Here is a 12,779-nt window from a genome sequence, read left to right on the forward strand (position 1 = left end):
GGACGCGAGTGGACCCCCAAACGCCCCTGGACCCCGAACGGCTGCTGCCTGACGACCTGCTCGAACGGATCCGGGGGAGAGCGGCGGGATACGACGAGCGGAACAGCTTCTTCACCGAGGACCTCGAGGAACTGACCGCCGCCGGCTACCTCAGGCTGTTCGTGCCGGAGGCCGACGGCGGGGCCGGCCTTGGTCTGGAGGCTGCGGTCCGCTGCCAGCGACGGCTGGCGACGGCGGCCCCTGCCACCGCGCTGGCCGTCAACATGCACCTGGTCTGGACAGGGGTGGCGCGCGTCCTGGCCGAACGTGGCGACTCTTCCCTGGACTTCGTGCTGCGGGAGGCAGCGGCGGGGGAGATCTTCGCTTTCGGCAACTCCGAGGCCGGCAACGACTCCGTTCTATTCGATTCGCTGACGGAGGCCAAGCCCCTGCCGGACGGCAGCTACTCGTTCACGGGCACCAAGATCTTCACGAGCCTTTCGCCGGCCTGGACGCGTCTGGGCGTCTTCGGCAAGGACCCGGCCGCGCGGAACGGTGAAGGTGAACTGGTGCACGGCTTCATCCGGCGGGACACGGCCGGCTACCGGATCATGGAGGACTGGAACACGCTGGGCATGCGCGCCAGCCAGTCCAACACCACCATTCTGGACGGCGCAGTTGTCCCGCCCGGCCGCATCTTCCGTAAGCTGCCGGTGGGCCCCAACGCGGATCCGCTGATCTTCGCCATCTTCGCGTGCTTTGAAACCCTCCTTGCCGGCGTCTATGCGGGCATCGGGGAACGGGCTCTGGTGCTGGCCGTGGAAGCCGCCAAGCGCAGGACATCACTCAAAAATGGGGGCAGGAGCCTGGCCCAGGATCCTGATATCCGCTGGAAGGTGGCCGAGGCCGCCCTCGCCATGGATGCCCTGTACCCCCAGCTTTCAGTGGTGGCCGGCGATGTGGACCGGCTGGCGGACCACGGCAGCCAGTGGTTTCCGAAGCTAGTGGGCGTCAAGATCCGGGCGACGGAAACCGCGCGGACGGCGGTGGACCTTGCCGTCCGGGTCTCCGGGGGATCCAGCTACTTCAGGGGGTCGGAACTGGAACGCCTGTACCGTGACGTCCTGGCCGGCATGTTCCATCCCTCGGACGACGAGTCGGCGCACAACACCGTTGCCAACGCCTGGCTGGGTCCGCTCGAAGAATAACCGCAGCGGTCACCGGCGCGGACAACCAGAGCAGACGGCGTGAAGTGGGCGCACACCAACCAAGCTGCGCGCCCAGAGGGCCGGAGCGGCCTAGACGGTGCGCTGCACCTGGGTGACCCGGCGGCGAAGCCAGAAGCGCCTGCCGCCTCCCACGTAGAGCCTGCTGCGCTCGAGTTCCCACTTGCCGTACTCGGAGTGTTCCACGAGCCGGCGCCGGGCTTCGGGCAGGGAATCCTCAGGACCGACCGTCAATACGAGGTACTCGTATTGACGGGCATAGTCCCGTTCCCGCAGGACCGAGCTGGTCAGAAAATGTTCCTTCATTGCTCTCCATTTTCGTCCTTTTCCCGCTAACGTGAAGGCATGAGCATCGATCCGCGTGTCGCGCTTCAGTCCCTGACTGCCGCCCTGGAAGAACACCTTGCAGCCGCCTCAGCCCGCCGCGGGGATGGTGACCCTTCAGTGGAGGCGGCATTCTTTGCAGTTGCCGATGCCTTCGAAGTCTACGAGGACGCCCTCTACGAGGCCTACAACGAAGTTACGCCGCTCCAGGTGTTCGATGACGAGGAAGACGAAGAGGAAGACAGCGAAGTCGACGAGGATCTGGAAATCGTCGAGGAGTGACGCGGGCCGGGAGGTAACCAGGCCGCTGCGATCCGGACCCGGCTAGGCCAGGCTGCTGGAGACATCCTCCAGGGCACGTGCTATTTCCGCAGGCAGCGGCGTGAGCTGGGCGTCCAGGATTTCCTTGAGCTGGACCGGCGTGCGCGCGCCCACGATGGCCGTGGCCACCCCGTGCCGGGACAGCAGCCAGCTCAGCGCAACATCCAGGGACGACCGCCCCAGGCCGCGGGCGGCCATGGCAACTGCTTCAACCACCTGCGACGCGGGCTGCTCAAGGTAAGGCTCCACGTATGTGGCCAAGCGCGTACCCGCCGCCCTGGAATCGGAAGGCACATGCCCGCGATACTTGCCGGTGAGCACGCCACGGCCCAGCGGCGCCCACGCCATCAGTCCCAGGCCCGCATCCTCGACGGCGGGAACCAGTTCCGCCTCGGGCTTGCGGCGCAACAGTGAATACTCGGACTGGTTGGCGACGAGCGGGAACCCGGCGACCGCCGCCGCCTTGGCGGTCTGCCAGCCGTTGTAGTTGGCGATCCCCGCATAGCGTGCCCGTCCGCTGCGGACGGCGAAGTCAAGGGCGGACAACGTCTCCTCAAGCGGGACGTTGGGGTCCCACGCCTGCGCGAACCAGAGGTCGACGTAGTCGGTGCCAAGCCGCGCCAGGCTGGCCTCCAATCCGGACAGCATCGCGTTGCGTGATGCGTCAACCCGCTGCCGCCCGTCCGACGGCGACACCCCGGCTTTGGTGGAAATGACAACTTCCGTGCGGGAGACGACGTCGCCGAGCATCGACCCAAGCATGGCTTCGGCCTGGCCGTCGGCGTAGGAGGCCGCGGTATCCACGAGGGTTCCGCCGGCGTCCACGAACGTGCGCAGCAGTTCCGAGGCATCCTGTTCGTCCGTTTCACGGGACCACGACATCGTGCCCAGGGAGAGGGAGGAGGCGCGGAGCCCACTGTTGCCTATGTAACGCTGCTGCATAGCAGTTAGCTTACGGGGAAACCACCCACATCATGACGTAGGGTCTTAGCGTGAACTGGATTGAAGCGGCCCTGCTGGGTCTTGTGCAGGGACTGACCGAATTCCTACCTATTTCATCGAGCGCCCACCTCCGGATCGTGGGCTCTTTCCTGCCGAACGCGGCTGACCCCGGCGCGGCGTTCACCGCCATCACGCAGCTCGGCACGGAGACTGCCGTGATCGTCTACTTCTGGCGCGACATTGTCCGGATCGTGAAGGCCTGGTTCGGCTCCCTGTCCGGACGGGTCTCCCGCCAGGACCCCGACGCCAGGATGGGCTGGCTGGTGATCCTGGGCAGCCTGCCCATCATCGTCCTGGGCCTCCTGTTCCAGGACCAGATCGAATCCGTCCTGCGCAGCCTCTGGATCGTGGCCACCATGCTCATCGTTTTCGGCCTCATCCTGGCCGTGGCCGACGCCATCGGCAAGCAGGACCGCGACCTCTCCGGGCTCACCTACAAGCACGGCGTCCTCTACGGCTTCGCCCAGGCGATGGCCCTGATTCCCGGGGTTTCGCGCTCCGGCGGCACCATCACCGCGGGTCTCCTCATGGGGTACACCCGTGAGGCGGCGGCCCGGTACTCCTTCCTCCTCGCCATCCCGGCGGTTTTCGGCAGCGGCCTCTACCAATTGTTCAAGGTGGTCGCCAAGGACGGAGCAAGCGGCCCCTACGGGCTCGGGGAGACGGCCCTGGCAACAGTGATCGCTTTCGCCGTCGGCTACGTCATCATCGGGTGGTTCCTGAAGTTCATTTCAACGCGCAGCTACCGGCTGTTTGTCTGGTACCGCATCTTCCTTGGCCTCGCGCTGTACCTCCTGCTCGGTTTCAATGTCATCAGCGCCTAGCACTAGGCTTGGTCTGTGAAGTCCTGGATCTCCCGCCCCGTGCCTGTCCTGCCGGGGGAAATGCCCGCGCTCCGGCTGTTCGACACAACCGCACAGCGCGCCGTAACCCTGAATGCCGGTGGCGAAAAGTCGATGTATGTCTGCGGGATCACCCCGTATGACGCCACCCACATGGGTCACGCTGCCAGCTACGTCGCGTTCGACCTGCTGAACCGTGCGTGGCGCGACGGCGGCCAGCAGGTTGCGTACGTCCAGAACGTCACCGACGTCGATGACCCGCTGCTGGAGCGTGCCCACGCCACCGGCGTTGACTGGCGCGAGCTGGCGGAGAGCCAAATCGAGCTGTTCCGCACTGACATGGAAGCCCTCAACGTCATCGCCCCCGATCACTACGTGGGCGCCGTCGAAGCCATGCCGCTGATCGTCCCCGCGATTGAACGGCTCCTGCAACAGGGACTGGCCTACCGCGTTAACGGCACCCCCGGCGAGCCCGACGGCGATGTCTACTACGACGTCGAGGCAGCCAGCAAGCACGCCGTCGGAGTGGACGCCTGGACCCTCGGAGCCGTCTCCGGACTGCCGGAAGCCGAAATGCTTGAACTGTTCGCCGAACGGGGCGGCGACCCCGGCAGGGCCGGCAAGCGCCAGGCCCTCGACCCGCTGCTGTGGCGCGTGGCCCGCGACGGCGAGCCCAGCTGGCCCGGCGGTGAGCTGGGGGAGGGCCGGCCCGGCTGGCACATCGAATGCACCGTCATCGCCCAGAAGTACCTGCCCGCTCCCTTCAGCGTGCAGGGCGGCGGCTCGGACCTGGTTTTCCCGCACCACGAAATGGGGGCTGGGCACGCCTACTCGCTCTCCGGTGTCCCGCTCGCCGAGCACTTCGCCCACGCAGGCATGGTGGGACTGGACGGCGAAAAGATGTCCAAGTCCAAGGGCAACCTGGTCCTGGTCTCCAAGCTGCGCGCCGCGGGTGAAGAACCCGCGGCCATCCGCCTGGCCATCCTGGCGCACCACTACCGGTCCGACTGGTCCTGGACGGCGGAAGGCTTCGACGAGGCGAAAGCACGCCTGGAACGGTGGCGTTCAGCCCTGGTGGCGGCGCGGGCCGGGACCGCCACGGAACTGATCGGGCAGATGCGCGAGGCCCTGGCGGACGACCTGGATGCCCCCGCAGCCCTGGCCGCCGTGGACACGTGGGCAGACGCCGCCCTGAACAACACTGGCGTCAGCAACACGGACAGCGCGTCTGAAGCAGACCAGGCCCTGGTGCGCGACGCCGTCAACGCTCTTCTCGGCGTCGAACTCTAAACGGCGGAGCCCTAGGGCTTGTCCTTGCCCCGCCGCTTCAGGTAGCGCTCAAACTCGCGCGCAATGGACTCACCGCTCGCCTCGGGCAGGTCGGCGGTGTCCTTCGCCTCCTCCAGTTGCCGCACATAGGCGGCAATTTCGGGATCCTCGGTGGCCAGCTCGTTGACGCCGCGCTCCCATGCCTCGGCCTCCTCAGCCAGCTCGTGCGTGTCCAGCGGAACCTGCAGCAGTTCCTCGATGCGGTGCAGGAGCGCCAGCTGCGCCTTGGGCGACGGAGCCTGTGCAACGTAATGCGGCACCGCTGCCCAGAGGGAGACGGTGGGAATGCCGGCAAGCAGGGATACCTCGGACAGCACGCCGACGATCCCCACGGGTCCCTCATACTGCGAGGCTTCGAGGTTCAGCCGTTCCCGCAGCACGCTGTCGTCAGTGGATGTGCTGACCGGGATGGGACGGCTATGCGGCACGTCGGCCAGCAGCGCACCGACGAGGACCACATAATCCACGTGAAGCGCCTCGGCGTGAACAAGCAGTTCCGCTGTATATGCTCGCCACTTATAGGACGGTTCGGTGCCCTGGATGAAAATCACATCCACGTTGGTGCCGGGGGCGCTGGCCTTGTAGATCCGCGTGGACGGCCACTTGATCTTGCGTTCTCCGGAGGCCGTACGGCGGACCGTGGGCCGGGTGAACTGGAAGTCGTAGTACTCGTCGGCATCTATGGAGGCGACTTTCTTCCCGCCCCACAGTTTGTTGAGGTAACGGAGCGCATCACTGGCAGCTTCCCCCGCGTCATTCCAGCCCTCGAACGCAGCCAGCATCACAGTAATACGCTGGCCCTCGGGAACAGGCTGCAGCAGCTGCTCCGTCTCAGGCGCTGTGCCCGGTTCGTTGGTGTCTCCTTCGAAGCTGTTCATCCCTTCACCCTACGTCCACAAGCGTTGCTGTTGCATAGAACGAACCGCCGCAGATCCGGACAAACCCCCGGTCATCCCTGTAGATCGTCCCTGCTGATCATCCCTGCGGGGTGAAGCGCGGATATTCGCCGACGGCGTACGGCCGGGGCCCGCGGCAGGGCGCCACCGGGCGGCCCGGTACAGTGGAAACCATGGAATCTGCCGCCACCCTGCCCTTGCTCAAAGCCGTTTTATGGGACATGGACGGCACCATCGTTGACACGGAACCGTACTGGATCGAAGCCGAACACAAGCTTGTTGAGGCCTACGGGGGGACGTGGTCGCACGAACAGGCCATGCAGCTCGTAGGGCAATCACTGGTCCACTCGGCCGGCATCCTCCAGCGGGCCGGCGTGCGCCTGGAGATCCGCGAGATCATCGACACCCTTACCGGCCAGGTCATCAGCCGCGTCCGGGAGAACGTGCCGTGGCGCCCGGGGGCCCGGGAACTGCTGGATGAACTTTTCAACGCCGGCGTGCGTTGTGCCCTTGTGACCATGTCAGAGGCACCGCTGGCCCGCGAGATTGTGGCGAGTTTTCCCCGGCCCTATTTCGAGTTCCTCGTCACCGGCGACACCGTAACCCAGGGCAAACCGCACCCGGAGGCATATCTCAAGGCTGTGGACCTGCTGAAGCAGCAGGACCCTGAGCTCACCGCCGACCACTGCGTGGCGCTGGAGGACTCGGAACCGGGCGCTGCCGCCGCTGTGGCATCGGGCGCCGTGACCGTGGCCATTCCGCACATCGTGCCGCTGCCGGAGGACACCCGCAGGACCACGTGGGATACCCTCGCGGACCGCACCGTGGCCGAACTCGAGGAGCTGGTCAGGCTCCGTCTCGGCCCGCGCGAACCTGCCGCAACCTTCGAGAACGTCAACTAAGGAGCCCGGAACGTGTCTGATCCCGCGGGATCCGGTCAGCAGCCCCCGAACGTGCAGACCAAGAACAGCCGGCGCGAGGGTATCCCGCTCGGCAGGATTGCCGGCATTCCCATCGTCCTGGCCTACTCCTGGTTCATCATCGCCGCATTCACGGTGATTGCATACGGGCCGGTGCTGCAGCATGGCACCCCGTCCCTGGGCATCGGGGCGTACTACGTGGCCTTCGCCTACGCGCTGCTGCTTTTGCTGTCCGTGCTCGTCCATGAGCTCGCGCACGCGCTGACGGCCAAGATCTATGGCTGGCCCAGCGAGAAAATCGTGCTCAACCTCTGGGGCGGCCACACGCAGTTTGAGAGTTTCACCGCCACCCCCGGGCGGTCCGTGCTGGTGGCCATGGCCGGGCCCGCCGCCAACTTCGTGCTCGCCGGGGTGGCATGGCTGGTGATCTCCGCGGGCGGACTGTCCGGCGTGGCGGACACCCTCCTGAACATCTTTTTCTGGGCGAACCTCGTGATCGGCATCTTCAACGTGCTGCCCGGGCTGCCGCTGGACGGCGGCCGCCTGGTGGAATCCGTGGTCTGGAAGGCCACCGGCAGTCACGCCAAGGGCACCGTCGCCGCGGGCTGGGGCGGGCGCATCATCGTCATCGCGCTGGGCCTGTATTTCGTTGTCCTGCCGCTGCTCCGCGGAGACGTCCCGGATACCAGCATGCTGCTCATCACCATCCTGGTCGGCGGCTTCCTCTGGATGGGCGCGTCAGCATCAATCCAGCAGGGCCGCCTGCGCAGCCGGCTCCATCTGGTGAGCGCCGCCGCGTTGGCCGAACCCGCCGTCGGCCTTTCCGAAGGGGCGAGCGTCAGCGATGTCCTGCACGTGTCGGCAGGCGGGCGGACCGCCGTCGTGCTCTGCGCTCCGGACGGCAGGCCCAAGAGCGTGGTGGACCCCGCGGCCCTGGCCGCAGTGCCCGCCGCCGTGGCCGGCACCACCCCCGCCGGAGCCGTGTCCCACCCGCTCGGCGCCGGCGCCTACGTGCCGGAATGGTCCAAAGGCCAGGAGCTGCTCCAGTACCTGGCGCAGCTCGAAGGACACGACTACGCGGTGGTTGACCACAACGGCCGGGTCACCGGCCTGCTGCGGCAGTCCACCGTGGTGACGGCCATAACAGGCAAGGCCCCCCGCTGAAACACGCGCCGGCAGGTCCAGAACCGGTAGAGTTACGTGCCGGTCGTGAAATCGGCAGCGGGCGCACGGTGCCCTGCCGGACCGTCACGGTGCACGCCAAGACAGCTTTCACAGGAGCGAGGACACAGTCATGAGCAGCGAATCTGCCGCCAACGCAACCAGCACGGGCCTTTCCTCCGGCACTGCAGCCGGGATGGCGGACCAGCCGGTGGGCGCTGCCCGGCGGCGCGGCCCCTTCCGCGAAGGCGAACGGGTCCAGCTGACGGACGAGCGCGGGCGCATGAACACCATCAGCCTCGAGGCCGGCGGAGCCTTCCACACCCATCGCGGCTTCCTGAACCACGACGAAATCATCGGCAAGGTGGACGGTTCGGTGGTGGTCAACAACGTCGGCCAGCAGTACCAGACGCTCCGCCCGCTGCTGTCCGACTTCGTCCTGTCGATGCCTCGCGGCGCTGCCGTGGTCTACCCGAAGGACGCCGGCCAGATCGTCACCATGGCTGACATCTTCCCCGGCGCCCGCGTGGTGGAGGCAGGCGTGGGCTCAGGCGCCCTCTCGATTTCGCTGCTCCGCGCGGTGGGGGACCAGGGCTACCTGCACTCCTTCGAACGGCGCGAGGAATTCGCCGCCATCGCCCGCGGCAACGTGGAAACCATCTTCGGTGGCCCGCACCCGGCCTGGCAGATCTCCCTCGGGGACTTCCAGGAGGAAGTGGTCCGCGCCGAAGAGCCCGGCTCCATCGACCGCGTGGTCCTCGACATGCTGGCCCCGTGGGAATGTCTTGACGCCGTGGCCACCGTCCTGGCCCCGGGCGGCGTCTGGATCAACTACGTCGCCACCGTCACCCAGCTCTCCCGCACGGCCGAGGCCATCCGCGCGGACGGGCGTTTCACCGAACCCGACGCTTGGGAATCCATGGTCCGCGGCTGGCACCTCGAAGGCCTCGCCGTGCGCCCCGACCACCGCATGGTCGCCCACACAGGCTTCCTGCTGGTCACCCGGCGGCTCGCCGACGGCGTCACCGGCATCTCCGTTAAGCGGCGTCCGTCCAAGACCGAGTTCAACGACGAGGACGTCAACGCCTGGACACCGGGCGCGGTGGGGGAACGCCTGGTCTCGGACAAGAAGCTGCGCCGGGCGGCGCGGGACGCGATCGCTGGCACGAACGTGAAGGACGACCCGGAGATCACAAACTAGTCCGTATTTCGGATGTCGTCGGCTCTACCAGCCAACTTGGGGCTATCGTCTTAAGAAGAGCGCAGGAAGGGGCTGATGCATCATGGAGACGCCAAACAAGGACTCCGTGCCTACGCCGGCTGAACAGGCTGGCGCCAACGAACTGTCTGTCGCGGACCGGCAGGTCAATATCCTCAGGGACAAACTGAGGCATATCGACCGCCAGCTGGCAGCTGCCACGCAGAACAACACCAAGCTCGTGGCAATGCTGGAAACTGCCAAGGCCGAAATACTCCGGCTGAAGAACGCCCTGGACCAGGAGGGACAGCCGCCGTACAGCTTCGGCACCGTCCTCCAGCTGAACCCGCGCCGGCAGGCTGCCGGCGGCGGCCAGGCGGCCACCGAGGAATCGGTGGATATCTTCAACGCCGGGCGCAAAATGCGGGTTGGCATCAGCCCCCTGGTCAACATCAACCAGCTGGCCGTGGGCCAGGAGGTCCTCCTCAACGAGGCGCTCCTGGTGGTGGCCGGCCTCGGCTACGAGCGCGCGGGCGAGCTCGTCACGCTCAAGGAACTGCTCGGCCCGGACCGCGCACTGGTGCTGGGCCGTGCCGACGAGGAGCGCGTCATCAGGCTCGCAGGCCCGCTCCTGGGCGAAAAGCTGCGGGTGGGCGATGCCCTCTCCATCGATTCGCGCACGGGGTACGCCCTCGAGAAGGTCCCGCGGTCCGAAGTTGAGAACCTCGTCCTGGAGGAAGTCCCGGACATCACCTACGAGGACATCGGCGGCCTCGGCCCGCAGATCGAACAGATTCGGGACGCCATCGAGCTGCCGTTCCTGCATCCGGACCTGTACCGCGAGCACGGCCTCAAGGCTCCCAAGGGCATCCTGCTCTACGGCCCTCCGGGCTGCGGAAAGACCCTCATCGCCAAGGCCGTGGCGAACTCCCTGGCCGCGCGCGCCGCGGAACGCTCGGGCAACATCGACCTGAAGAGCTACTTCCTCAATATCAAGGGACCCGAACTCCTCGACAAGTACGTCGGCGAGACCGAACGCCACATCCGGCTGATCTTCTCCCGGGCCCGCGAAAAAGCCTCGGACGGCAGCCCCGTTGTGGTCTTCTTCGACGAGATGGATTCGCTCTTCCGCACCCGCGGCACGGGCATCTCCTCAGACGTTGAAACCACGATTGTGCCGCAGCTGCTGAGCGAGATCGATGGCGTGGAGCGGCTGGACAACGTGATTGTCATCGGTGCCTCCAACCGTGAGGACATGATCGACCCCGCCATCCTGCGCCCCGGCCGCCTGGACGTGAAGGTCAAGATTCAGCGTCCCGACGCCGAGGCCGCGGCGGACATCTTCAGGAAGTACATCACTCCGGACCTGCCGTTCCACGAGGATGACCTGGTGGAGCACGACGGCGATGTCCAGGAGACTGTCGACGCCATGGTCCAGCGCACCGTGGAGTCGATGTACTCGACGGAGAAGTCCAACGAGTTCCTGGAAGTTACCTACGCCAACGGCGACACCGAGATGCTGTACTTCAAGGACTTCAACTCCGGAGCCGTGGTCCAGAACGTCGTGGACCGTGCCAAGAAGTACGCCATCAAGGACCTCCTCACCACGCAGCAGAAGGGCCTGCGCATCGACCACCTGCTGCGCGCCGTCGTCGATGAGTTCCGCGAGCACGAGGACATGCCCAACACCACCAACCCGGATGACTGGGCACGCATCTCCGGCAAGAAGGGTGAGCGCATCACCTACATCCGCACCATTGTCCAGGGCAAGGCCGGCCAGGAGCCCGGCAAATCCATCGAGACCATGCCCAGCACGGGCCAGTACCTGTGACGGCCGGTTCCGAGTCGGTGCTGGGAGGTGGTCTGCCGGCTGGCGGCGCCATGCGGGTCATGGGTTCGGAAACCGAATACGGGATTCACGCGCCGGCCGCTCCGGGGGCCAATGCCACGATGATGTCCGCCCGGGTGGTCCAGGCTTACGCCCAGGTCACCCGGCTCCGGGCCGCGGGCGGCGCCGAGACCCGCTGGGACTACACGGACGAGGAGCCGCTGCACGACGCCCGCGGATGGACGCTCGAGCGCGGGCAGGCCCACCCGAGCCAGCTGACGGACCAGCCGCCTGTGCTGGACGCCGAGGCGGTGGCGCTTGCCTACGGCCGTGAGGAGCTTGAGCTGGACGGCGAGGACGAATCGGGCTCGCTGCTGATGAACATGGTGCTCGGCAACGGGGCACGGCTCTACGTGGACCACGCCCACCCGGAGTACTCCAGCCCGGAGGTTACCAACCCCGCCGCGGTAGTGGCCTGGGACGCGGCCGGGGACCTTGTGGGCCTCGCTTCGGTGCGCAGGCTGGCCAGCGACACGGAGCTGCCCGCCGTCAACCTCTATAAGAACAACACCGACAACAAGTCCGTGTCCTACGGGTCCCACGAAAACTACCTGATGCCGCGCTCCGTCCCGTTCGGAGACATTGTCCGCGGGCTGACCCCGTTTTTCGTGTCACGGCAGATCATCTGCGGCTCGGGGCGGGTGGGCCTGGGCCAGGACAGCTCCCGTTCCGGTTACCAGATCAGCCAAAGAGCGGACTTCTTCGAGGCGGAGGTGGGACTCGAAACCACTATCCGGCGTCCCATCATCAATACCCGCGACGAGCCGCATGCAACCGCGGACAAGTACCGGCGGCTGCACGTCATCATCGGCGACGCCAACCTGAGCCAGGTGTCCAACTACCTGAAGTTCGGCACCACCGCCATGGTGCTGAGCCTGATCGAAGCGGGCCTCGCGCCGCGGATTGAGGTGCACGAGCCGGTGGCCGCGCTCCAGGCCATCAGCCACGACACCACCCTGACCACCAAGGTCAGGCTGCTCGACGGCCGCCGGGTGACAGCCTTGGATCTGCAGTGGATGTACCACGAGGCCGCCGCCAAGCTCGCCCAGGACACGGGGGTCTCGGACGCCGTCGACGGCGACGGCCACACGCACGCCGTGCTGGAGCGGTGGGCCACCACCCTGACACAGCTGGACAGCGACCGGTCCGCCGCCGCAACGTCGGTGGAGTGGCTGGCCAAGCTGTCCATCCTGGAGGGCTACCGCCAGCGCGACGGGCTCCAGTGGAATGACGCCCGGCTGGGCCTGGTCGATCTGCAGTGGGCTGACCTCCGGCCCGAAAAAGGGCTCTACTACCGCCTGCTCTCCCGGAACCGCATGCAGCGGATCGTGGACGACGCCGACATCGCGGCCGCGGTGACGGAACCGCCGTCGGACACCCGGGCGTACTTCCGCGGACGCTGCGTCAGCAGCTTCAGCAAGGACGTGGTGGGAGCCAGCTGGGACTCGGTGATCTTCGACGTGCCGGGCTACGGAAGGCTGCAGCGCGTCCCCACCCGGGAACCGCTGCGCGGCACGAAGGCGCTGACCGGAGGGCTGTTTGCCAGGCATCGCGAGGCGGGGCCGTTCCTTGCCGAACTCCTCGGATCGGCACCGCCTCCGCCACCGGCATAATGCACCCCGCAAAGGCCCTTTGCGTGGCAATATGGGCATACAGGATGTCCCTCCGGAGTGGGGGACTGGATGAAGGAGAA

General features: G+C 66.7%; 12 protein-coding genes. 9 read left to right on the top strand and 3 right to left on the bottom strand.

Features of this window, described 5'->3' with window-relative positions:
• The first annotated feature begins 26 nt into the window (after positions 1-26).
• Positions 27-1,187, top strand: a complete 1,161-nt coding sequence (locus CXZ05_RS16430; protein ID WP_102973641.1) for an acyl-CoA dehydrogenase family protein — start codon at positions 27-29, stop codon at positions 1,185-1,187.
• Positions 1,188-1,277: 90 nt separating this feature from the next.
• Here CXZ05_RS16430 and CXZ05_RS16435 read toward each other — a convergent pair whose 3' ends face one another.
• On the bottom strand, positions 1,278-1,511 hold the full coding sequence (locus tag CXZ05_RS16435) for a DUF5703 family protein (protein WP_102973612.1): 234 nt from the start codon (positions 1,509-1,511) through the stop codon (positions 1,278-1,280).
• A 39-nt stretch (positions 1,512-1,550) separates the two neighbouring features.
• Here CXZ05_RS16435 and CXZ05_RS16440 point away from each other — a divergent pair, with 39 nt between their 5' ends.
• A complete protein-coding gene (locus tag CXZ05_RS16440; protein ID WP_102973613.1) occupies positions 1,551-1,811 on the top strand; it encodes a hypothetical protein in 261 nt (86 codons plus the stop codon).
• Between the two features lie 42 nt (positions 1,812-1,853).
• On the opposite strand, the gene CXZ05_RS16445 is transcribed toward CXZ05_RS16440, so the two are convergent.
• Positions 1,854-2,792, bottom strand: coding sequence for an aldo/keto reductase (locus CXZ05_RS16445; protein WP_102973614.1), 939 nt, complete (start codon positions 2,790-2,792; stop codon positions 1,854-1,856).
• A gap of 50 nt (positions 2,793-2,842) precedes the next feature.
• On the opposite strand from CXZ05_RS16445, the gene CXZ05_RS16450 reads away from it, so the two are divergent.
• Complete coding sequence (locus CXZ05_RS16450) at positions 2,843-3,676, top strand: undecaprenyl-diphosphate phosphatase (protein ID WP_102973615.1); 834 nt, start codon at positions 2,843-2,845, stop codon at positions 3,674-3,676.
• Positions 3,677-3,691: 15 nt separating this feature from the next.
• Positions 3,692-4,984 carry a cysteine--1-D-myo-inosityl 2-amino-2-deoxy-alpha-D-glucopyranoside ligase gene (mshC, locus tag CXZ05_RS16455; RefSeq protein ID WP_102973616.1) on the top strand — a complete coding sequence of 431 codons (1,293 nt, stop codon included), beginning with the start codon at positions 3,692-3,694 and terminating at the stop codon, positions 4,982-4,984.
• A gap of 11 nt (positions 4,985-4,995) precedes the next feature.
• Here mshC and CXZ05_RS16460 read toward each other — a convergent pair whose 3' ends face one another.
• Entirely contained in the window at positions 4,996-5,901 is a 906-nt protein-coding gene (locus tag CXZ05_RS16460) for a PAC2 family protein (RefSeq protein ID WP_102973617.1), read from the bottom strand.
• Positions 5,902-6,092: 191 nt separating this feature from the next.
• On the opposite strand from CXZ05_RS16460, the gene CXZ05_RS16465 reads away from it, so the two are divergent.
• The 5 genes from CXZ05_RS16465 (at position 6,093) to dop (ending at position 12,699) form a co-directional block, all read left to right on the top strand.
• Positions 6,093-6,821, top strand: a complete 729-nt coding sequence (locus tag CXZ05_RS16465; RefSeq protein WP_102973618.1) for an HAD family phosphatase — start codon at positions 6,093-6,095, stop codon at positions 6,819-6,821.
• A 12-nt stretch (positions 6,822-6,833) separates the two neighbouring features.
• Entirely contained in the window at positions 6,834-8,003 is a 1,170-nt protein-coding gene (locus CXZ05_RS16470) for a site-2 protease family protein (protein WP_102973619.1), read from the top strand.
• A gap of 130 nt (positions 8,004-8,133) precedes the next feature.
• Positions 8,134-9,201 (top strand): tRNA (adenine-N1)-methyltransferase, encoded by a 1,068-nt coding sequence (locus tag CXZ05_RS16475; protein WP_102973620.1) that lies wholly within the window; start codon positions 8,134-8,136, stop codon positions 9,199-9,201.
• Between the two features lie 82 nt (positions 9,202-9,283).
• Complete coding sequence (gene arc / locus CXZ05_RS16480; protein ID WP_102973621.1) at positions 9,284-11,029, top strand: proteasome ATPase; 1,746 nt, start codon at positions 9,284-9,286, stop codon at positions 11,027-11,029.
• 50 nt (positions 11,030-11,079) lie between these two features.
• Positions 11,080-12,699: a depupylase/deamidase Dop gene (dop, locus tag CXZ05_RS16485; RefSeq protein ID WP_102973642.1), complete on the top strand. Its 1,620-nt coding sequence runs from the start codon at positions 11,080-11,082 to the stop codon at positions 12,697-12,699.
• Positions 12,700-12,779 lie beyond the last annotated feature (80 nt).

Source organism: Arthrobacter sp. AFG20, from assembly GCF_002892795.1.
Classification (GTDB): Bacteria; Actinomycetota; Actinomycetes; order Actinomycetales; family Micrococcaceae; genus Arthrobacter.